This window comes from Methylomarinum sp. Ch1-1 (genome assembly GCF_030717995.2).
GTDB lineage: Bacteria > Pseudomonadota > Gammaproteobacteria > Methylococcales > Methylomonadaceae > Methylomarinum > Methylomarinum roseum.
Map to the genome: position 1 here is coordinate 2,179,626 of NZ_CP157743.1, position 20,548 is coordinate 2,200,173.

At 54.3% G+C, this 20,548-nt stretch carries 22 protein-coding genes; 7 read left to right on the top strand and 15 right to left on the bottom strand.

What is annotated here, in order from left to right:
- Nucleotides 1–16: 16 nt before the first annotated feature.
- The 8 genes from Q9L42_RS10195 to Q9L42_RS10230 all read right to left on the bottom strand — a co-directional run bounded on the left by Q9L42_RS10195 (nucleotide 17) and on the right by Q9L42_RS10230 (nucleotide 8,166).
- Entirely contained in the window at nucleotides 17–592 is a 576-nt protein-coding gene (locus Q9L42_RS10195) for a hypothetical protein (RefSeq protein WP_305908543.1), read from the bottom strand.
- A complete protein-coding gene (locus tag Q9L42_RS10200; RefSeq protein ID WP_349432718.1) occupies nucleotides 573–1,805 on the bottom strand; it encodes an acetate/propionate family kinase in 1,233 nt (410 codons plus the stop codon). The genes Q9L42_RS10195 and Q9L42_RS10200 overlap by 20 nt, the downstream gene beginning before the upstream one ends.
- Before the next feature lie 2 nt (nucleotides 1,806–1,807).
- Nucleotides 1,808–3,901, bottom strand: coding sequence for a phosphate acetyltransferase (gene pta / locus Q9L42_RS10205; RefSeq protein ID WP_305908540.1), 2,094 nt, complete (start codon nucleotides 3,899–3,901; stop codon nucleotides 1,808–1,810).
- Between the two features lie 895 nt (nucleotides 3,902–4,796).
- Nucleotides 4,797–5,531, bottom strand: coding sequence for a DUF2182 domain-containing protein (locus Q9L42_RS10210; protein ID WP_305908536.1), 735 nt, complete (start codon nucleotides 5,529–5,531; stop codon nucleotides 4,797–4,799).
- A gap of 15 nt (nucleotides 5,532–5,546) precedes the next feature.
- Nucleotides 5,547–6,155, bottom strand: coding sequence for a DUF1326 domain-containing protein (locus tag Q9L42_RS10215; RefSeq protein ID WP_305908535.1), 609 nt, complete (start codon nucleotides 6,153–6,155; stop codon nucleotides 5,547–5,549).
- Between the two features lie 13 nt (nucleotides 6,156–6,168).
- Nucleotides 6,169–6,903 (bottom strand): SDR family NAD(P)-dependent oxidoreductase, encoded by a 735-nt coding sequence (locus tag Q9L42_RS10220; protein ID WP_305908534.1) that lies wholly within the window; start codon nucleotides 6,901–6,903, stop codon nucleotides 6,169–6,171.
- The gene (locus Q9L42_RS10225; protein ID WP_305908533.1) at nucleotides 6,903–7,481 is read right to left on the bottom strand and encodes a beta-class carbonic anhydrase; all 579 of its coding nucleotides are present in this window, start codon (nucleotides 7,479–7,481) and stop codon (nucleotides 6,903–6,905) included. The genes Q9L42_RS10220 and Q9L42_RS10225 overlap by 1 nt, the downstream gene beginning before the upstream one ends.
- A 28-nt stretch (nucleotides 7,482–7,509) precedes the next feature.
- Nucleotides 7,510–8,166 carry a DUF938 domain-containing protein gene (locus Q9L42_RS10230; protein ID WP_305908532.1) on the bottom strand — a complete coding sequence of 219 codons (657 nt, stop codon included), beginning with the start codon at nucleotides 8,164–8,166 and terminating at the stop codon, nucleotides 7,510–7,512.
- A 161-nt stretch (nucleotides 8,167–8,327) separates the two neighbouring features.
- Between Q9L42_RS10230 and Q9L42_RS10235 the strand changes: the two genes are divergently transcribed.
- The gene (locus tag Q9L42_RS10235) at nucleotides 8,328–9,887 is read left to right on the top strand and encodes a sigma 54-interacting transcriptional regulator (RefSeq protein ID WP_349432719.1); all 1,560 of its coding nucleotides are present in this window, start codon (nucleotides 8,328–8,330) and stop codon (nucleotides 9,885–9,887) included.
- Between the two features lie 43 nt (nucleotides 9,888–9,930).
- On the opposite strand, the gene Q9L42_RS10240 is transcribed toward Q9L42_RS10235, so the two are convergent.
- The 6 genes from Q9L42_RS10240 to smpB form a co-directional block, all read right to left on the bottom strand.
- On the bottom strand, nucleotides 9,931–10,404 hold the full coding sequence (locus Q9L42_RS10240) for an NYN domain-containing protein (protein WP_349432720.1): 474 nt from the start codon (nucleotides 10,402–10,404) through the stop codon (nucleotides 9,931–9,933).
- A 73-nt stretch (nucleotides 10,405–10,477) separates the two neighbouring features.
- Nucleotides 10,478–10,792 carry a pyrimidine/purine nucleoside phosphorylase gene (locus tag Q9L42_RS10245; RefSeq protein ID WP_305908531.1) on the bottom strand — a complete coding sequence of 105 codons (315 nt, stop codon included), beginning with the start codon at nucleotides 10,790–10,792 and terminating at the stop codon, nucleotides 10,478–10,480.
- 1,405 nt (nucleotides 10,793–12,197) lie between these two features.
- Nucleotides 12,198–12,773 carry a tRNA (mnm(5)s(2)U34)-methyltransferase gene (locus tag Q9L42_RS10250; protein ID WP_305908526.1) on the bottom strand — a complete coding sequence of 192 codons (576 nt, stop codon included), beginning with the start codon at nucleotides 12,771–12,773 and terminating at the stop codon, nucleotides 12,198–12,200.
- Complete coding sequence (locus Q9L42_RS10255) at nucleotides 12,751–13,806, bottom strand: NAD(P)/FAD-dependent oxidoreductase (protein WP_349432721.1); 1,056 nt, start codon at nucleotides 13,804–13,806, stop codon at nucleotides 12,751–12,753. Before Q9L42_RS10255 ends, Q9L42_RS10250 begins: the two co-directional genes overlap by 23 nt.
- A 30-nt stretch (nucleotides 13,807–13,836) precedes the next feature.
- Complete coding sequence (locus Q9L42_RS10260; RefSeq protein WP_305910236.1) at nucleotides 13,837–14,190, bottom strand: HopJ type III effector protein; 354 nt, start codon at nucleotides 14,188–14,190, stop codon at nucleotides 13,837–13,839.
- A 132-nt stretch (nucleotides 14,191–14,322) separates the two neighbouring features.
- Nucleotides 14,323–14,808 (bottom strand): SsrA-binding protein SmpB, encoded by a 486-nt coding sequence (smpB, locus tag Q9L42_RS10265; protein ID WP_305908524.1) that lies wholly within the window; start codon nucleotides 14,806–14,808, stop codon nucleotides 14,323–14,325.
- Nucleotides 14,809–15,075: 267 nt separating this feature from the next.
- Between smpB and Q9L42_RS10270 the strand changes: the two genes are divergently transcribed.
- The 3 genes from Q9L42_RS10270 to Q9L42_RS10280 are packed head-to-tail and all read left to right on the top strand — an operon-like array spanning nucleotide 15,076 to nucleotide 17,145.
- Entirely contained in the window at nucleotides 15,076–16,434 is a 1,359-nt protein-coding gene (locus tag Q9L42_RS10270; RefSeq protein WP_305908523.1) for a sodium-dependent transporter, read from the top strand.
- 2 nt (nucleotides 16,435–16,436) lie between these two features.
- Entirely contained in the window at nucleotides 16,437–16,871 is a 435-nt protein-coding gene (locus Q9L42_RS10275) for a type II toxin-antitoxin system RatA family toxin (RefSeq protein WP_305908522.1), read from the top strand.
- Nucleotides 16,872–16,875: 4 nt separating this feature from the next.
- Complete coding sequence (locus Q9L42_RS10280) at nucleotides 16,876–17,145, top strand: RnfH family protein (RefSeq protein WP_432648899.1); 270 nt, start codon at nucleotides 16,876–16,878, stop codon at nucleotides 17,143–17,145.
- A 278-nt stretch (nucleotides 17,146–17,423) separates the two neighbouring features.
- On the opposite strand, the gene Q9L42_RS10285 is transcribed toward Q9L42_RS10280, so the two are convergent.
- The gene (locus Q9L42_RS10285; RefSeq protein WP_305908520.1) at nucleotides 17,424–17,945 is read right to left on the bottom strand and encodes an outer membrane protein assembly factor BamE; all 522 of its coding nucleotides are present in this window, start codon (nucleotides 17,943–17,945) and stop codon (nucleotides 17,424–17,426) included.
- A 206-nt stretch (nucleotides 17,946–18,151) separates the two neighbouring features.
- Here Q9L42_RS10285 and fur point away from each other — a divergent pair, with 206 nt between their 5' ends.
- Genes fur through lolD form a run of 3 tightly spaced genes read left to right on the top strand, consistent with a single transcriptional unit; the run spans nucleotide 18,152 to nucleotide 20,503 of the window.
- Nucleotides 18,152–18,571: a ferric iron uptake transcriptional regulator gene (gene fur / locus Q9L42_RS10290; protein WP_305908519.1), complete on the top strand. Its 420-nt coding sequence runs from the start codon at nucleotides 18,152–18,154 to the stop codon at nucleotides 18,569–18,571.
- Between the two features lie 11 nt (nucleotides 18,572–18,582).
- A complete protein-coding gene (locus Q9L42_RS10295; protein WP_305908518.1) occupies nucleotides 18,583–19,830 on the top strand; it encodes a lipoprotein-releasing ABC transporter permease subunit in 1,248 nt (415 codons plus the stop codon).
- Complete coding sequence (gene lolD / locus Q9L42_RS10300; protein WP_305908517.1) at nucleotides 19,823–20,503, top strand: lipoprotein-releasing ABC transporter ATP-binding protein LolD; 681 nt, start codon at nucleotides 19,823–19,825, stop codon at nucleotides 20,501–20,503. Before Q9L42_RS10295 ends, lolD begins: the two co-directional genes overlap by 8 nt.
- The last annotated feature ends 45 nt before the right edge of the window (nucleotides 20,504–20,548 follow it).

Sequence of the window (20,548 nt, forward strand, 5' to 3'; positions counted from 1 at the left end):
CGGATTTTGCGGTGCGCTAACGGTCTGACCTTTTCGATTGTCTGAGGAAAATCAGGCCGATCAACAGCAACAATAGCAGGGCGACGCCTAGCAGTATCGGCATGACCGGGAAACCGACCAGGAAATAGAAATGCTGTTGTCTTACGACGCCGTTCGGAGCCTTGAGGCGGATCTTGATGCCGTATAGGCCGAGTTGTTGAACGTTTTTTCTCAGCGAATTGATGCCGTCGGCAAAGGGCTTCCAGGGCGATGGCTGGCTTTCCACTAAGGCCTTATCTTCGCTGAACAATTGCGGCAACGACGCCAGTTCCAGCCATTGCAGCGATATTTGCTGTGGGCCGAGGTCTTGTAACGAATCAATTTGAATAATCACGTCGCCCAATTGCGGAAAATAGCGGCAATAATGTTTCTCCGGATGTTGGCCGTGGAATTGATAGCCGTTGAAGCGCAGTTGCGTGGTTTCGATATTGATAAAACAATCGGAGCTTTCGTGGGGGCCGAGATGAGCTCGCGCCGTCTGCCAATAGAACAGCGACAAGAGGGCCGTTAGCAGCAGGATATTCAATCGACGTTTAAGCAGGGTTGTGGTCATGGGATTCAGTTGGTTGGGATACGCATTCGACCGCCTGCAGGGCGATTTCCAGCTCTTCATCGGTCTTAATGACCAGCACGGCGACCGGTTGATCGCCGGCGTTGATCGCGGCGCAGTCGTTGTCGATGTGGGCGTTCTTGTCGGTATCGATGTCGATGCCTAAGGCGCTGAGATTGGCGCAACATTGCTCGCGCAGCCAGGCATCGTTTTCGCCGATGCCGCCGGTGAAGACGATCGCGTCGACATGGCCGAGCACGGCATAATAGGCGCCCAGATATTTTTTAATCCGGTAGGCGTACATTTGCAGCGCCAGCTGTGCGGCCTGTTCGCCGTTTTCGGCCTTGCGGTGAACGCTGCGCATGTCGTTTTCGCCGCAGACGCCTTTCAGGCCGCTGTGTTTGTTCAGCGCGGTTTCGATTTCGACGGCGGATAACTGACCGCTGCGTTGCAGATAAAAGGGCAGGGCCGGGTCGATATCGCCGCAACGGGTGCCCATCATCAGACCTTCCAGCGGCGTCAAACCCATCGAGGTATCGATGCTGCGGCCTTGTTCGATGGCGGTGGCGCTGGCGCCGTTGCCCAGGTGCAGCGTGATCAGGTTCAGCTTGTTAAGTTCCCGGCCCAGATAGGCGGCCGCCTGCTTGGCGACATAATGATGAGAGGTGCCGTGGAAGCCGTAACGACGCACTCGATAGTGTTTATGCCAGTCGGCCGGCACCGCATAATGAAAGGCATGCGGCGGCAGAGTTTGATGGAAGGCGGTATCGAATACCGCCACTTGGGGCACTTGAGGCAGCTGTTCGATCGTTTGTTCGATGCCGAGCAGGTTCGCCGGGTTATGCAAAGGCGCCAACGGAATCATTTCCCTGATTTGGGCGATGACTTCGGCGTCGATGATCACCGGCTGGCGGAAATGTTCGCCGCCATGGACGACCCGGTGACCGATGCAGAACAGTTCTTCGGCCCGGGCGATGGCCTGGCGCTCGCTCAGCAGGGTAAATATAGCTTGCAAGCCTTGCCTATGGTCGGCGATGGTTATGCCGGCATCGTTGTTGTCGCTGTTGCCGGCGTCATTGTGCAGGCGAAAGCGATGGCGACTGCTTTCTTCGCCGATTTTTTCGATCAGCCCGGAAACAAGCAGGTTGTGACCGTTCAGGTCGAATAGGCTGTACTTGATCGACGAGCTGCCGGAGTTTAGCACCAGTGTTTTCATCGTCACCCCTGGGCCTGAATCGCGGTAATCAAGACGGTATTGACGATGTCCGGAATCGTGCAGCCGCGGCTCAGGTCGTTGACCGGTTTGTTCAGGCCCTGCAGCACCGGGCCGATCGCGATCGCGCCGGAAGAACGTTGCACGGCCTTGTAGGTATTGTTGCCGGTGTTGAGGTCGGGGAAGATGAAGACATTGGCTTGGCCGGCCACTTCGCTGTCCGGAAGCTTGGTGCGGGCGACGCTGGCGTCGACGGCGGCGTCGTATTGCATCGGACCTTCCAATTTCAGATCCGGTTGCAGGGCTTTGGCCAGCGCGACGGCTTTTCTGACTTTTTCCACCGCCTCGCCTTTGCCGGATGCGCCGGTGGAATATGACAGCATTGCGATGCGTGGCGAGATGTGAAACATCGCGGCGGTTTGCGCAGAGCTGATGGCGATTTCGGCCAATTGCTGTGCAGTCGGGGCCGGATTGACGGCGCAATCGCCATAAATCAAAACCCGGTCTTCCAGGCACATGAAGAAGACGCTGGACACGATCGACGTGCCGGCCTTGGTTTTGATGATTTCAAATGCCGGACGGATCGTGTGCTGGGTGGTGTGTACGGCGCCGGAGACCATCCCGTCGGCATGATTCAGATGAACCATCATCGTGCCGAAATAACTGACATCGGCCATCAGGTCATAGGCCATGTCAAATACGACGCCCTTATGTTCACGCAATTTATGGTAGGTGTTGGCGTAAAGCTGGCGCAGGTCGGAGGTCAGCGGGTCGATGATGGTGATATCGTCCAGCTGCAAGGCCAATGCTTGGATTTTTTGCCTTATGGTCTCTTCGTTGCCCAGCAGCGTCAGTTTGACCGCGCCCCGCAATAACAGGATTTCCGCCGCTCTGAGGATGCGCTCCTCTTCGCCTTCGCACAGCACGATGTGACGAGGGTTGGTTTTGGCTCGTTGCAGCAGCTCATATTCAAACATCAACGGCGTCATGCGCGGTGTTTTTTGGGTCAGCAGGCGTTGCTTAAGTTCCTCCATGTTTAGATTGTTTTCCACCAGACCCAGCGCCGTGGCGATCTTGCGCTGATTCTGCGCATGCAATCTGGCATGCACATGGGTGACGTTCATCGCCGTCGTGAAGGTGTCGGTGGCGACGCCGAGCACGGCAAAAGGCATTTCGCCGAGGCCGTCTATCAATTGTTTGACCTGATGGGCCGGTTCCTGCTCGCCGGTCAGCAACAAGCCGGCGATTTGCGGATAATTTTTGGAATGATAGGCCATCAGGCAGGCCAGGATGATATCTGAGCGGTCGCCGGGGGTGATGATCAGGTCGCCTTTCTCCAGATAATCGAGAAAGTCGGGCACGATCATCGCGGCGACCTTGTAGTTATAGACCTCTAGGTTTAAGGTTTCATTGTTGGTCGCTAACTGCTTCGCGTTCAGGGTGCGGGCGATATCGCCGATGCTGGGCCTTTCCAGCGAAGGTTCTGCAGGCACGATATAAACCGGAAAATTGGAGTTAGGATCGTGGCTGAAACGGGCCCTGAGGGCGTCGACCTGGTTGGGGTCGACATTATTGATGACGGCGGCCAGCAAGTCGCAGCCGTTTTCATGAACCGCATGTCTGATGCTGTAGAGGGTGTCGATGATATCGGTATTATTGCGTTTTTTTCCCTTAATGACCGGCATCAACAGGCAGCCTAGGTTGTTGGCGACATCGGCGTTGAAATCAAATTCAAACAATGGCGAACCGGTTTTATAGTCGGAGCCGACACAGAGGACGTGATCGCATTGCGCCTTCAGGCTACGGTATTTGGACAGGATCGTTTTCAGTAATTCCTCGTAACGATCGTTGGCCAGCAGGCGATAGGCTTCTTCGTCGCTACAGCCGTACATCGCTTCATAAGGCCATTCCAGTTGATAGCGGTTGCTGATCACTTCGATTAGATCGTCCTTTTCTTCGCCGCTGTGTATGATCGGGCGGAAAAAACCGACTTTGTCGGCGTGACCGGAGAACAATTCCATCATGGCCAGCATAATGACCGATTTTCCGCTGCCCTGTTCGGCGCCGGTGATGTAGATATTGTGTGTAATGGGAGCCATGGTTTGACTGTTGTTCGATATTTGGAAAAGAATGCTTCGGCGACACTATAGTATATCTTTAGAACGACGACAAAAGCATGACTATGGCGTATTGATAAAAAATCTCCGCTTTTTGTGCTTGGTTGTATGCTTCTTTTCGCGCCGAGGGCGGCGCTCCTACGCAAAGCACCGTCTTGCCTTCGGATATGCCGAACAGCGTGAAGCGCATCAACACATGGTGCGCTTCCTATCGTCAGCGCACCCTACCCGTACCGTAGCATCGTAGGGCGGCTTCGCGTAGGGTGGCTTCGCGAAGCAAGCCACCACAACCCGCACCGGGGGGGGGCAAATTGAGTAGGGTGGATCAAGCGCAGCGGATCCGCCAAAAACTGCCTCCGGAGGCAAAATTGGCCATTGTGCATATTCAGGCGGATTGCCTGTCGGCGAATCCGCCCTACGGTGGCCGACCCGATGGTTACGATACCAACGTAGGGTGGATCAAGTGCAGCGGATCCACCAATGTAGGGCGGCTTCGCGTAGGGTGGCTTCGCGAAGCAAGCCACCACAACCCGCACCGGGGGGGGGCAAATTGAGTAGGGTGGATCAAGCGCAGCGGATCCGCCAAAAACTGCCTCCGGAGGCAAAATTGGCCATTGTGCATATTCAGGCGGATTGCCTGTCGGCGAATCCGCCCTACGGTGGCCGACCCGATGGTTACGATACCAACGTAGGGTGGATCAAGTGCAGCGGATCCACCAATGTAAGGCGGCTTCGCGTAGGGTGGCTTCGCGTAGGGTGGCTTCGCGAAGCAAGCCACCACAACCCGCACCGGGGGGGCAAATTGGGTAGGGTGGATCAAGCGCAGCGGATCCGCCAATGTAGGGCGGCTTCGCGGGCAAGCCGCCAAACCCCACTATCAGATTAATAACCAGGTCCCCCAGCAACATAGCAGGACACCGGCCGTTTTGCTGAGGGTGTCGATGTACAGCGGTAGGCTTTTTTCCAATAGAATGAACAGGGTCAAGATGATCATCGCGGTGATGTTCATGACGCCGACGGCAAACATCAGCAGCATTTGCGCCCAGCAGCAACCGAGGCAATAGAGGCCATGCGTCATGCCCATCTTGAATGCGCCGCTGTGGCCGTTTTGCCAATGATTTAACAGGAAGCTGGCCGGCGTGCGGCAGTGATGCAAACAGCTCTGTTTGAAAGCGCTGAACTGATAGAGCCCCGCGGTAATCAGGATTAAAGCCGCCAGCCACGGGCTATCGTTTTCCATCATCGGCGTAAGCCATTGCTGGTGATGAAATTGCCATTGCAGCAGCGTCAGCACGACGCTGAACAGAAACCATATCGATAGGTAGGCCAGGCTGAACAACAAGCTGTAGGGGAAATCCTGATGATAGCGTTGCCGACAGGCTCGGCTGTAGGCTTTGATCATCGGCAGCGCCGAGGGCAGCATCATCGCCGCCATCATGACCGCCCACATGCTGTAAACGACGGCGAAATCGATGCTGCTCCACTGCCAGGCGTCGGAGGGCGGCATCCACATCTCCGCCATCGGCCGGTTAGTCATCTGCTGATGCTGGAAAAACAGCATCAGCCATGCGCCCAGGGTGACCGCTATCAGCGCAGCGGCTATGACCGGCATCGTGTTAAATCGCCGTTACGGTTGGTAGGTAAAGGGAGAGTAATAACCGTTGCGGTCGCTGAACTGCCAATTTTTATCATAATCCTGATATTGATAGTGCTTGGACTTGGCCACTAATGACGGATCGCTGTCGACGACGCATAATGGCGGGTTGCTGACGCTGGATTGCTTGCCGTTGATGCCCCGGATGCCTTCGATTTCCGCCTGGGCGATGCCGGGAATGGTTAGCATGCGCCGGTTGCCGTCTTCACGATAGTCGATCTTGACCTTTTTGACTCCGCTGACTTCGCTGACGAAGCTCATCAGTATGGCGAGGTGTCCGCCTTGCTGGCCGCTGAATATCTGGGTGATGGCGTCCGCCTGTTCGGCATTCGCGCGCTCGTCTATATACAGAGAGGCCTGCCAGTCGCCATCCTTCATGTTGCCGGGCGCGTAACAAGCCAGGGCGACATTGAGGTTGTCCAGACGTTGTCGGCTGAAAAAGCCGGTTTCGATGTGCCAGGCCACCAGCAACTTGCAGTCGCCTTCGCTGGGATCTTGCAGCCATATACAAGGACAGGCCGTCTCGCAGTTGCAGGTTTCAAAATAACTGCCTTGTAAGCGCCAAGTCGGTTGTTGTGTCATACGAATTACCTGATTAAAAGGGTTCCTTGAACGGTCTCAGATCCAGTTCGTGAGTCCAGGTGCTGGGATGTTGGTTGTGGATCGCCCAATAGGTTTCGGCGATCGCCTCCAACTGCAGCAGACCTTCCTTGCCCCTGGCCTTGACCAAGGCAGGAAACTGTTGGGCGGCGCGGTCCCCGTCGATGACGCCGTCAATGACGGCATGCACCACATGAATGCCTTCCGGGGAGAATTCCCGGGCCAGCCCTTGCGCCAACGAACGCAAGGCGGCTTTGGCTGAAGCAAACGCGGTAAAAGGCGGTTTGGCGCGCAGCGAAGCGCTGGCGCCGGTAAAAAACAGGGTGCCTTGTTGCCGCGCTCTCATCAGCTCGATAGCTTGTTTGGCAAACAGAAATGCGCCTAGGCAATTCTGTTGCCACAAATGCGTGAACGTTTCCATTTCGGTTTCCAGGATCGGCGCCGGAATGTTGCTGTCCACATTGTAGGCGGCAATACGCAAATCACTGTCGTGATAGCGGACGATATCGAACAAATGATCGATATCGTATTCCCGGGTGGCGTCGGCAACTACGGAAGTCGCCTGGCCACCTGAGGCCATGATGCTATCGGCCACGGTTTGCAGTTTTTCTTCACTGCGCCCAGCTATAAAAACATGCAAACCTTTTGCGGCAAAATGTTTTGCGAGTGTAGCGCCCAGTCCACGTTCTGGCCCAACACCGATGATAACGGCTGAACATGGCTGTTCCATTAGCCTACTTTGCCGGCTTCGGTCGCGGCCGGCACTTCGATTAAGCTGCCGGACTTGACGTCATAGATATAGCCGTATACCGGAATGTCGGTAGGGACTAGAGCATGGGACTTGATGCGGACGACATCTTCCAGCACGCTTTCCGCTTGATCCTTGATGGTCAGCCAGTTGATGTATTTGCCTTCCGTCGAACCGGGGCCTTCACAGCAATCGTGCCAGCCGGATGCATCGACCGATGCGGTTTTCAGGCTGCTGCCGAGCAGGTCGGTCATGATTTCGTTGGTGAAGGTTTCCATGCCGCAATCGGTATGATGAATGACAAACCATTCACGGGTGCCCAGCAATTTATAGGAAATGACCAGCGAGCGGATGGCGTCGTCGCTGGCGCGGCCGCCGGCGTTGCGAATGACATGGGCGTCGCCTTCGGCAAGACCGGCGTATTTAGCCGGGTCCAGGCGGGCGTCCATGCAGGTCAGGATAGCGAATTGACGACCTGGAGGCATAGGCAGATCGGCTTTATCGAAGCCGCTGGCATATTCTCGGTTCGCTAATAAAACTTCATTTAAGACTTTGCTCATGTCGTTACCTCATTGTTGTTGTAAGTAGTTATTGTATTTTGCCGAAAACCAGTGAGAAATTGTTCGACGGCATATCGATTTGTTCTTTTAATTCCAGACCGTGTCTGGCGGCGGCCGCTTTTAAATCGGCGACATCTTTCAGCCCCCATTCGGAGACGCCGGCGGAACTCAGGGTTTGATGAAATTCCTGGTTGGAATCCGTGGTAAACCGGCCTTCCACCTGAAAGGGCCCGTAGATCAACAATATACCGTTATCCGACAACAAATGTTCGGCGCATTCCATCATACCATCAGCGATGGAGATGGGTGCAACTTGAAAAATATTGATGCAGAAAATGGCGTCGAACGAGCCCGGATGACCGGCATTGAACCAGGTTTCCGGATTGGTGAGATCCAGATGGACGGGGTCGGCGATATTGTCATTTTCATGTTCCTGCCTCAGGTTTTTGATGTTCTCGAAAACCTCGGTATCCCGGTCGGAAGGATGGAAATGCAAATGATCGAAGTGCGGGGCGAAATAGTTGATATGCATGCCGCTGCCGCTGGCCATTTCCAGCACCCGGCCCGGTTCTTTGGGTAATTTTTCCTTCAATACCCCTAGCAAGGGTTCTCGGTTACGATTGCCGGCCCAGGCGACATATTCACTGAGCGGATGCGGATCTAAAGGGGGCTTGGTATCGGTCATGTGCTCTCTCCTCGATTATGATTGATGCGTTAGTTCTTCAGCATATTTCATGCCGTTTTTTTAAATAAATAAAAGTCTTTGTAAACAATTGGTTATGAATTTTCATTGTTTTGTTTGTGAACCTGTGCTTCAATTTATGAAAATTAACTTCACAAGCCGTCATGATTAAAAACTCCCTGACCGATGTTACGCCGGTTTTTTTTCTGCAAACCTTCATACTCGAATTGATGCATGCCAGTGAAAAACTGGGCCACGAACATTCGCAGCAGTTGATTGAGCATATTGCCCGAACGGCCGGATGTTTCTTCGAAGAGACCTATCGGCAAGATAAGGATGGCAGTGAGACAGCATTGGACATGGAAAGTTATACCGAGTTGATTCTGGGGCTGAAGAACAGCATTGGCGGTAATTTTTCGCTGGCTTCCAGTTCTCCGGACTGCATTGCAGTCAGCAACAGTTGCTGTCCTTTTGGCGAGAAAGTCAGCAATTTCCCGGAATTATGCCGCATGACTTCCAGTGTCTTCGGCGGTATCGCGGCGCGTAACTTCGGTTACGCCAAGGTGGAAATCGATAAAAGCATCGCCAGGCATGACGGCTGTTGTGAAGTTTATGTTCACTTGAATGCAGAGAAAGCCAAAAACAAGCCCGGCATCGAATACCGGGATGACTGGAAAAACAATCAGCATAATCAGGATTTCGATCAGCTGCATTCCAGGATAGAAGAAAGCATGCTGAAAATCTGGCGTCGTCAGGGCGCGCAGCCGAAGAAAAAATATCAGCCGCCGGTCATTATCGCCAATTCGGAGGCGATGAAGGAGGTCTTGCAAGCGGTCGAGGTGGTCGCCCCGACCACGGCGACGGTCTTGATTCATGGGCGGACCGGGGTCGGCAAGGAATTGGTGGCGCGGGCCATTCATGCGATGAGCGAACGCTGTAATAGACCTTTTGTGCCGGTGAATTGTGGCGCCATTCCGGAAAGTCTGCTGGAAAGCGCGTTGTTCGGTCATGAAAAGGGCGCCTTTACCGGGGCGATAGACGTTCATCAGGGGGTATTTGAAAGAGCCGAAGGCGGCACGCTGTTTCTGGACGAAGTGGACTCCTTGTCGGCGGCGGCTCAGACCCGTTTGCTCCGGGTGATACAGGAAGGGGAGTTGGAGCGAGTCGGCGGCAAGCAAACGATTCATGTTGATCTGCGCATTATTTCCGCGACCAACGTCGAGTTGGAACAGAAGGTGGAGCAGGGACTGTTTCGTCATGATTTGTATTACCGCATTAATGTCGTGAAATTGCTGATACCGCCGTTGGCGGACAGGCCCGAGGATTTGGCGCCGCTGGTGCAATTGATCTTGCAAAAGATGAATAAAAAACATAATAAGGCGGTGGAGTCAGTTAGCCGGGCGGTGATGCAGAAAATCAGGAATCATCGTTGGCCGGGCAACGTCAGGGAGTTGGAAAATACCTTGGAACGCGGCGTGCTGTTCTGCAAAGGACAGGAATTGACCGAATTGAGTCTGGATGCGGGCGATGACGAGAGCGCGGCAGTGAGTTGGAAACAGCAGAAGGAAAATGCCATCGCCGGCGTCGAACAGGCCTTCCTAAAAAACTCGTTGCGTCAATATCAGGGCGATGTCAAAAAAATTGCCGAGACGATGGAGATCACGCCGCGCGCGGTGTATAACAAGTTGAAGAAATACCGCATCAATCCCGACGATTACCGTTGAACGGCGGGGGCGTTGAGTTTGCCGCGACGACAGGAGGCCTGTCTTACATCAGCAATGCTTCGTTTATCGGGAAAAAACGATCCGCGGCATTGATCAAGGAGGGCGCCGTTAATGACGAAACCCCATAGACTTCGGTTCTGACGCCGTACACCTGGCGGGCTTTTTGCAGCAGCAAGTCGAAGTCGCCGTCGCCGGATAACAGGATGAGAGTGTCGACGTTGGCGGCCTGTTCGATCATGTCCAACGTGATGCCGACATCCCAATCGCCTTTGGCGGAACCGTCGCTGCGCTGGATATAAGGCTTTAACTTGACCTGAAAGCCGATGTTTTTCAGCGTGTTTTGAAAGCCCCGTTGTTTGGCGTCCCCCCTGTCTATCGCATAGGCGTAAGCGCTGACGACTTCCCGACCGGCGCAGGCTTTTTTCCAGAAGGCGCGGTAATTAAATTGCCTCCCGAAATGTTCACGGGTGGTGTAATAAATGTTCTGCACGTCCGCAAAAATGGCGATTTTTTCCATAATAATCAATCGGTGGCGGTGTGATGTTTTCGCGGACGAAAAGCTGTTCAGCGTCTATAGCTTACCGGACAATTTATTTGATGTAAGAGCAGCAGTAATCGGTAGGCGTCTGGATTTTAACCTTAAACTGAATGTTGGCGGGGACGTTGAACGATTCGCCGCCTTTGACGGCTTGCCAGTCGCCGGCATCCGGCAGTAAAAATAGCAATTCACCCTCGATGATTTCCATCAGTTCCTCATCGGCCGTGCCGAACGTGTATTCGCCCGGCAACATGAAGCCCAGGGTCTTAATGCTGCCGTCGGCAAACTGTAGGGTACGACTGCTGACCTTGCCGTCGAAATAGACGTTGGCTTTCTTGACGACGGTGACATTGTGGAATTCAGACATGATAAGGTTCCTGAAAAATCGGCTATGATAACAGCAATTCCCAGCTTGAGCATTGCAACTGTCTTAAGGTGATTGTCTAGGGCTCCCTCATTAAAAAATACCAACACATTGGTTAATATCGCGTCATCCCTCCGTAGGGCGGAGCAAGCGCCGCGGCTCCGCCAAAGTCTACCCGTAGGAGGCCCGCCCTCGGGCCGAATGGCTCTTTTCGCGCCGAGGGCGGCGCTCCTACGCAAAGCGCCGTCTTGCCTTCGGATGTGTCGAACAGCGTGAAGCGCATCAAAACAAGGTGCGCTTTCTCACGTCAGCACACCCTACCGCACCGTAGGGCGGCTTCGCGTAGGGTGGCTTCGCGAAGCAAGCCACCACAACCCGCACCGAGGGCAAATTGGGTAGGGTGGATCAAGCGCAACGGATCCGCCAAACCCCGACCGGAGGCAAAATTGGCATTGTGCATATCATAGGCGGATTGCCTGGCGGCGAATCCACCCTACGGCTGCGATGCCAATGTAAAGCCGATCGTCGTCAAGCGCATCGAAACATGGTGCGCTTCCTATCGTCAGCACACCCTACCGCATCGTAGGGCGGCTTCGCGTAGGGTGGCTTTGCGAAGCAAGCCACCACAACCCGCACCGGGGGCAAATTGGGTAGGGTGGATCAAGCGCAACGGATCCGCCAAAACCCGCCACCGGAAGGCAAAATTAGCCGTTGTGCGTATCCAGGCGGATTGCCTGGCGGCGAATCCACCCTACGGCTGCGATGCCAATGTAAAGCCGATCGTCGTCAAGCGCATCGAAACATGGTGCGCTTCCTATCGTTAGCACACCCTACCGCATCGTAGGGCGGCTTCGCGTAGGGTGGCTTCGCGAAGCAAGCCACCACAACCCGCACCGAGGGCAAATTGGGTAGGGTGGATCAAGCGCAACGGATCCGCCAAACCCCGACCGGAGGCAAAATTGGCATTGTGCATATCATAGGCGGATTGCCTGGCGGCGAATCCACCCTACGGCTGCGATGCCAATGTAAAGCCGATCGTCGTCAAGCGCATCGAAACATGGTGCGCTTCCTATCGTCAGCACACCCTACCGCATCGTAGGGCGGCTTCGCGTAGGGTGGCTTCGCGAAGCAAGCCACCACAACCCGCACCGGGGGCAAATTGGGTAGGGTGGATCAAGCGCAACGGATCCGCCAAAACCCGCCACCGGAAGGCAAAATTAGCCGTTGTGCGTATCCAGGCGGATTGCCTGGCGGCGAATCCGCCCTACGGTTGAGATGCCAATGTAGCCTTGCCTTCGTGGGATGTGCCGAACAGTGTGAAGCGCATCAATACATGGTGCGCTTCCTCTCGTCAGCACACCCTACCCGCACCGGTAGGGCGGCTTCGCGTAGGGTGGCTTCGCGAAGCTTATCGCCGCTTGTCGATGTGATAAAGCCTGGGTGCGCAGGCTTTATCGACGTTGCTGTAAACAATGCGATGATCGAATCGGTTGGGATTCAAGGTTTCCAACCACGTTTGCACTTGCGCCGTTTCGTGGTCGCCACCGGCATGACCGGGGTAGGCCAGCACGGTCATGACGCCTGACGGCGCCAGCAGCCGTGTCGCGCAGGCGAGCGCGGCCAGGGTCGATTCGCTGCGGGTGATGACCGATTTGTCGCTGCCGGGCAGATAGCCGAGATTGAACATGATGGCCTGAATGCGGCCGTGAAGGTCGACGGGAATCTTGGCTGCCATGTCGGCATGACTGGCTTGAAATAACGTGACTTGCCCTTGGCGCTGCGCTTCGGCCAATCGCTGTCGGGTCGCGGTGATCGCTTGCGACTGAATGTCGAAACCGTAAACGTGACCCTGGGGGCCGACTTGACGAGCCAGGAACAGGGTGTCATGGCCGTTGCCTGTGGTGGCGTCGATGGCGATATCGCCGGGCCGTATATGAGCAACGATGATTTGATGGGCGGTTTCAGGCAGTGAAATGCGGGTCATAATGGCGGTCGATGTTGCAAGTCGCGGGAATGGGGCTTTGTTTCAGCAAGGCGTCGGCGAAGTGTTGGCAATAATAGGGGATCTGTAGGCTGCCCTTGGCGCCGAAGCCGTTGAAGATGGCTAGGGCCGGATGTTTCGGATGCTGACCGATAAAAGGGTAACGGTCCTGGGTGGCCGGACGGACGCCGGCCTGTTGGTGGGTGATTTGCGCTTGTTCTTGCGCCGGATAAACCTGCCGCAGCGAGTTCAGCAGCGCGGTTCTTGCCTCCGCGCTGACTCGCGTATCCAGGTGATCGCGGTCGAAGGTGGCGCCGATTTTAAAGTGTCGCCCCGCTAACGGAATGAACCAATGTCCATAGTTGAGGATGCGCGCGAGCGGTTCAATCCGGCTGTGGCCGGTCAGGATCTCCCCCTTGACCGGTTGGAAGGGCAGCCAGCTGAACCAGGGGTTGTCGATGGCGCGATAGCCTTCGCAGAAGATGATGCGACGCGGACGCCAGTTTTGCCAGCTAGGTTCCGGTTCGAGCCGTATCTCGCGGTAGTCGACGACGCTGTGCCGATAGCTGCCTTGCTCGATGAAAAATTGCCGCAACGCCATCAACAGAGGCTGGGTCAGCAGATAGCCGGTTTGCGCCTGTTGCAACAAGCCATGAGAACTATTCAGCCCCGTTTTGGCTTCGATGAGGCCGGCCAGATAATCGCTATAGCCTGGTTCAGCGAGTCTTTTTTCCGCGGTTTGACGCTCCTTGTCGTTGCGCAGCAGGCGCAACATCGGCTTGTCGATATAAAATTTCTGCTGGAAGAAGCGTTCCAGCGCGGCATAGTAGTCTAGGGCGGTCGGCAGCAGCACGTCGATCTGGCAGGTTTTGACGATGCGCTTGCCGGTGACCGGATTGATCAGGCCGGCGGCGATCCGGGAGGCGTTTTCCATGCCGTTGTCGACCAGCATGATGCGCTGGCCGCGGCGGATCAGTTCCCAGCCGAGCAGGCTGCCGGCCAGGCCTTGGCCGATGATGAGATAGTCGATAGGCAACGGAATAATGGTGATGCAGGACCGTGAAGTTTATTTCTCGGTCAATGCGGGGCCGGCAAACCGGATGCCTTCCCAACCGTATCGGATGAAGTTGCGAATGTTCTGGTGTCCCGTGCCATCCGGGTCTTGCAATACGTCTTTACGATAATAGTCGCCGAATAATTGCAGGGTCTTGCGCTGATCTAGATCATGAAGTTTGGCGAAGGCGAAGATCTTGCACGAGCCTTCATTGCTGCCGGCTTCATTGACCAGTTTGTCGTCACCGAGGCCGTTGCTGAATTCGGTGGGCTGGTAGTCATAGTGATCGGCGATCACCGCCATCGTATCGGTGAAGTCGATGGTTTCGTTGTTGTTTAAACGATCGAGGAATTCGTTGAGGGTCATTTTTTCGGTGTCTTTGGGTTGGTTCAATCAATTAGATTTCCCGGATTGCGCTAGGCTCCATTCAGGCTGCTTGATGGAGAAAGGCCGCCTTCGCGCCGAGGGCGGCGCTCCTACCGGTCTTGGCTCTTTGCCTTAGCCATGTTTCATCACCCGCGCTTTTTCGCGTTGCCAATCGCGATCCTTGGCGGTGGCGCGTTTGTCATGCATTTTTTTACCCTTGGCCAGGCCGATTTTTAGTTTGGCGCGTCCTCTGACCCAGTACATCGACAGCGGGACCAGCGTGTAGCCTTTGCGTTCCACCGCGCCGATCAGTTTGTTCAATTCCTGGCGATGCAGTAACAGTTTCTTGCGCCGCAGCGCTTCGGCCACCACATGCGTGGACGCCGACAACAACGGCGAAATATGGGCGCCATGCAGCCAGGCTTCGCCGTTTTTGATCTGGATGAAACTTTCCTTCAGTTGGACTCGGCCTTCACGCAGACTCTTGACTTCCCAGCCTTCCAGAACCAATCCCGCTTCGAATTGGTCTTCGATAAAATACTCATGGCGGGCCTGGCGATTGACCGCAATGGTGTTGTCCGGCTGCTTTTTACTTTTTTTGGATTTTTTACTGGCCATAATGCTGCAAATAGCTTTTTAACCTGACGGAAACGAATAATTTTGGTATTTTACTCGATCCGTTAAAAAATTTTTTGATTTTAATTAACAACAGCAATCCCATTTTGAGCGTTTTAGCGGTGTTTGGGCCTGGGGAGTGTCAGTCGAGGAACGCCGTGACCCCATCCGTGGGGGCTTGGCGGCGGAATTCCTGCCGCCTACATCCTCGCTAAACATTCTTTGTGATCCAAATTGGGAATTGCTGAATTAACAAGCTGGGCGTTGCATATGACAGATACAAATAAATCGATACATGGTGAATGGTCTTCTCGATTCGCTTTTATTCTGGCCGCTACCGGTTCCGCGGTCGGTTTGGGCAATATCTGGAAGTTCCCCTATATCACCGGCGAAAACGGCGGCGGCGCTTTCGTATTGGTTTATTTGCTGTGCGTGCTGGCGATCGGCATTCCGATCATGATTGCCGAAATCATGTTGGGCAGACGCGGTCGCCAGAGTCCGATCAATACGATGACGGCGTTGGCCGAGGAGGCGCAAGTCGATCCGCGCTGGCATTATTTGGGCTGGCTGGGGGTGGTCGCCGGTTTTCTGATTTTGTCCTATTACAGCGTCATCGCTGGCTGGGCGATATCCTATGTGCTGAAGGCGTTTTTTGGCGGCTTTTCCGGCGCCGATGCGGGCGAAATTAGTGACATGTTCGCTAATCTGGTCAGTAGTCCGGTGCAGTTGGTATTCTGGCATTCCTTGTTTATATTCGCGACGATGGCGATCGTCAGGCAAGGAGTCAGCGGAGGCCTGGAAAAAGCGGTGCGCTTTTTGATGCCGACCTTGTTCATCATTTTAATTCTGTTGGTGGGCTATGCGATGACGACGGGGTTTTATCAGCGCGGTTTGGACTTCATGTTCAGTCCCGATTTCAGTCAGATCGATAGCGATGCGATCTTAACGGCGATGGGGCATGCGTTTTTCACGCTGAGCTTGGGCATGGGCGCGATCATGGTTTACGGTTCCTATCTGCCTAGTCATATTTCCATCGCCAAAACGGCGCTTTATATCGCCGGCGCCGATACCGTCGTCGCCTTATTGGCCGGCATCGCGATTTTTCCGATCGTGTTTGCCAATGGCTTGGAACCCGGTTCCGGTCCCGGATTGATTTTTCAGACCTTGCCGATCGCCTTCGGCAACATGACCGGCGGCTGGTTGTTTGGCGTGCTGTTTTTCGTGTTGCTGGTGTTTGCCGCCTTGTCATCTTCGATTTCGTTGATCGAGCCTGCGGTTGCCTGGTTGGTGGAAAACAAGAACATGGAACGATACCAAGCCTGTGTCTGGGCCGGTGGACTCACTTGGGTGCTGGGCGTGGCGGTCGCGTTTTCGTTCAATATCTGGTCGGATGTGACGCTGTTCGATAAATCGATTTTTGATTTGCTGGACTATTTAACGGCTAATCTGATGTTGCCGATAGGCGGATTCTGTATCGCCGTGTTTGCCGGCTGGATGATGAAGCAGCAACATGCTAAGGAGGAATTGGAAATGGCGGATGGGCAATTTACGCTATGGAGGTTGCTGGTCAGTTATGTTGCGCCTGCCGCGGTATTCGTTGTGTTCCTGCGTGTGCTGGGGGTGGTCTAGACATGACGGTGGTGCAGAAGTCGGCATTGGTCAAGTTCTCCGCTCAGCAGATGTTCGATCTAGTCGATGATATCGAGTCCTATCCTGAATTTTTGCCTTGGTGCAGCGGCAGCCGCATCCTGCGGCGCGAAGGCGATATCGTCGAGGGCGAGATACAGATTGCCAAAGGCGGTTTCAATAAATCTTTTTCCACCCGTAATCGACTGGAGCCAGGCAGGAAAATATATATGAGTCTACTGAACGGACCCTTCCAGTCATTGGAAGGCGTATGGAGTTTTATGCCGTTGCGCGAAGACGCCAGTAAAATCTCGCTGGATTTGGAGTTCGAGATCTCCGGCAAACTGGCCAGTCTGGCCTTCGGTCCGGTATTCAATCAAATCTGTAACACGATGGTCAGTTCATTTACCCAGCGGGCCAAGGACTTGTATGGCAAATAATGTGATCGAGGTGGAAGTCGCCTATGCCAAGGCCGATGAACAACTGATCATTCCGGTCAGTGTCGAGGAGGATGCGACGCTGGCGGACGCCATCGCCTTGTCCGGCATTTTAGCGCGCTTTCCGGAAATCGATTTAAAGCAAAATCAGGTCGGGGTGTTCGGTAAGCTCGGCAAGCTGTCGCAGAAAACGGCGGCCGGAGATCGTGTGGAAATTTATCGCCCCTTGCAACAGCATCCGATGGATGCCCGGCGCCAGAGGGCGGCGGGGCAATGATTTAAGGCTATATCCGGCGAAAAACATACCCAACTGACGCAGTAATTCCCAGTTTGAGTATTTTTGCGGTGTTTAGGACATGGGGAGTGCCTGTCGAGGAGCGCCGCGCCAAACACACCCCATGCCCTTTTTGAACGACAAACTGATGGGAATTGCTGCAACTGACGGGTCTTTAGGCCATCTGTGGCGGTCCAAAGAGAGTTGCATGGCGCAACTAAGCGGCCTTGTCGCTGAACAAAAATCCTGTGCCATTCAGGATATTTATACTTGGCACTGGCCTAAAACGGTTCTTCGAATTCCTTTTCAGGTTGCTTGGCGGTGTCCGGATCGCCTGTCGTTACGGACTTTTTGACAACCGGTTCATCGCTGAATAAAGAGGCGATCTTCTCCCATAGCGTTTTTTCCAGATCACGTTCGGGAATCTCCAGCGTGGTTTCTTTCGGTTCGGCGATGACCGGCAAGGTGCTGGGCTTGAAGTCTCCCTGTACGCCGATCAAATGGTCGCCGTCAAAATACAGCGACAGGCGTTTTTGGACTCTGGGGCCGCCGCCGGGTTGTTCCGAATATAGAAAATCCCAGCGATTTTGATGAAAAACGTCGACTAGCATCGGCGAACCCATGATATACAGAACCTGACGCTTGGTCATGTTCGGTCTGAGTTGGTCGACCATTTCCTGATTGATCACATTGCCTTGTTGAATATCGAGCGAATAAACGCCGGGAAGGTTATTCAAGATGGTCGTGCAGCCGGTCAGGCTAAGGCCCGTGGCAAGAGCTAAGGCTGAAAAAGATTTTTTCATGTTTCCTACAGGTATAATGCGATCAGTGATGGGCAAAAAAAGAAATCATACCGTATGTTCGGGCATTATCCTATAAAACAGCCTGCGGACCCGGATAAAAGCAGTTACAATGTTAGAAAATCCTTTTATAGTGGCATGGCTTGGCATGCTGTAGGAACTGTTTAGCTCATTGTTGTATCTGACTAGTTTTTAATGGAGATTTCGTTTTGGAAACGCAGGATTTAAGAGACGCCGGTCTTAAAGTGACATTGCCCAGGGTTAAGATTCTGGAAATTCTGGAAAAACAATCGGACGACGACCGTCATTTGACCGCGGAGCAGGTTTATAAAATTCTGCTCAGCGAGGATGAGGAAATCGGCCTGGCGACGGTCTATCGGGTGTTGACTCAGTTTGAGGCTGCCGGTCTGGTGACCCGACATCACTTTGAAGGCGGCAACTCGGTATTCGAACTGTATAAAGGCTCTCATCATGATCATATCGTCTGCATGAAGTGCGGCCGGGTTGATGAATTCACCGATGATGTGATCGAACAAAGGCAAAAAGATATCGCCAAAAGGCTGGGTTATGAGTTAACCGACCATAGCCTTTATCTCTACGGTATTTGCGCCGATTGCAAACAGTCCTGAGACTTTAATCCATGTTCAAACCCCTGATTCTTTATATTGGGTTGCGCTACACGCGCGCCAAAAGACGGACCCAGTTCATCTCGTTTATCACTCTGACATCGATATTGGGCATTGCGCTGGGGGTGACGGCGTTGATTACCGTCTTATCGGTCATGAATGGCTTCGAGGCGGAATTGCGCCAGCGCATCCTGGGCATGACCTCGCATACCACAATCAGCGGTCGCTATGGTCAGCTTAATAACTGGCGACAACTGGAAGAGCGCCTGCAAGGCTATCCCCATGTCGAAGGTTCCGCGCCATTCGTGCGCGGCCAAGTGATGGTCAACGCCGACCGCCAGGTCAGCGGTACGTTGTTGCGCGGTGTATTGCCCGACCATGAACCCGGAGTTTCGGAAGTGGCCGACAACATGAAATTCGGCTCCCTGGACGATTTGCAGCCGGGCAAATTCGGCATCATCCTCGGCGCCGAATTGGCCAATTTCCTCGGCGTGATGGTCGGCGACCGGGTCACCGTCATCAGCCCGCAGATCAACTCGACGCCGGCCGGCATATTGCCCAGACTCAGACGCTTCACCGTCGTCGGCATTTTTCAGGTCGGCATGTATGAATATGACCGCAACATGGCGTTGACTCATATCGACGATGCCGCCAAGCTGTTCCGAATGGGCGATTCGGTGACCGGTCTGCGGTTGAAATTGGATGATTTGTTCAACGCTCCGCAAATCAGCCGCCAGCTGGCCAATGAACTGTACCGCGACTACCGGGTCAGCGACTGGACCAAGGCGCACAGTAACTTCTTCAGGGCGATCAAAACGGAGAAACGGGTGATGTTCATCATCCTGCTGCTGATCGTCGCGGTGGCGGCTTTCAACATAGTGTCGACGTTAGTCATGGTGGTCACCGACAAGCGCGGCGATATCGCGATCCTGAAGACCCAGGGCCTGACCAATGCCTCGGTGATGGGGATCTTCATCGTGCTGGGCGGCGTGATCGGCGTGTTCGGAACTTTGCTGGGTACGCTAGGCGGTGTGCTGCTGGCCTTGAATGTCGAAACCATCGTGCCGGCTATCGAAAGCTTCTTCGGCGTGCAGTTCATGGCCGCCGATGTTTATTATATCAGCGAGGTGCCTTCCAAACTGAATTGGAGCGATGTGTATGTGATTGCATCGATGGCGTTTATTCTGTCGTTGCTGGCAACCTTGTATCCGGCCTGGCAGGCTTCAAGAGTTAACCCGGCCGAGGTGTTGCGTTATGAATGAATCGATCATTTTGCAGTGCACGGATTTGCACAAGACTTTTGTGCAGGGCGATTTGAACGTCGAAGTATTGAAAGGAGTCAACTTGTCGGTCGCCGCCGGCGAACGTTTGGCGATCATGGGGGCGTCCGGTTCCGGCAAGAGCACCTTGTTGCACCTGTTGGGCGGGTTGGAAAAACCTAGCGCCGGCGAGGTAGTGCTCGATGGCGCCAATCTGAACCGCATCAATGCCGCTCGCTTGAGCCAGTTGCGCAACCGTTCCTTGGGCTTTATTTACCAGTTTCATCATTTGCTGGGTGAATTCACGATACTGGAAAATGTCGCGATGCCGCTGTTGATCGGCAAACAACCGATTAAACAGGCCCGGCGGCAGGCCACCGAATTGTTAGCCAGGGTTGGTCTGGGCCATAGGATTCAACATAAACCCGGCGAATTGTCCGGCGGCGAAAGGCAGCGCGCCGCGGTGGCCAGGGCCTTGATCAATAAACCCAAATGCGTGCTGGCCGATGAGCCGACCGGCAACTTGGACAGTAAGACGGCCGAGCAGATTTATCAACTGATGCTGGAACTGAACCGGGAATTGCAAGTCAGTTTCCTGGTGGTCACGCATGACCCTGATCTGGCCGGGCGCATGGACAATGTGCTGCATATGGAGGACGGAATGATCGTTTCTTGACGACAATCATTTTTAATGGCCGCTTTAAGGTCTGCCTCTCTGTAA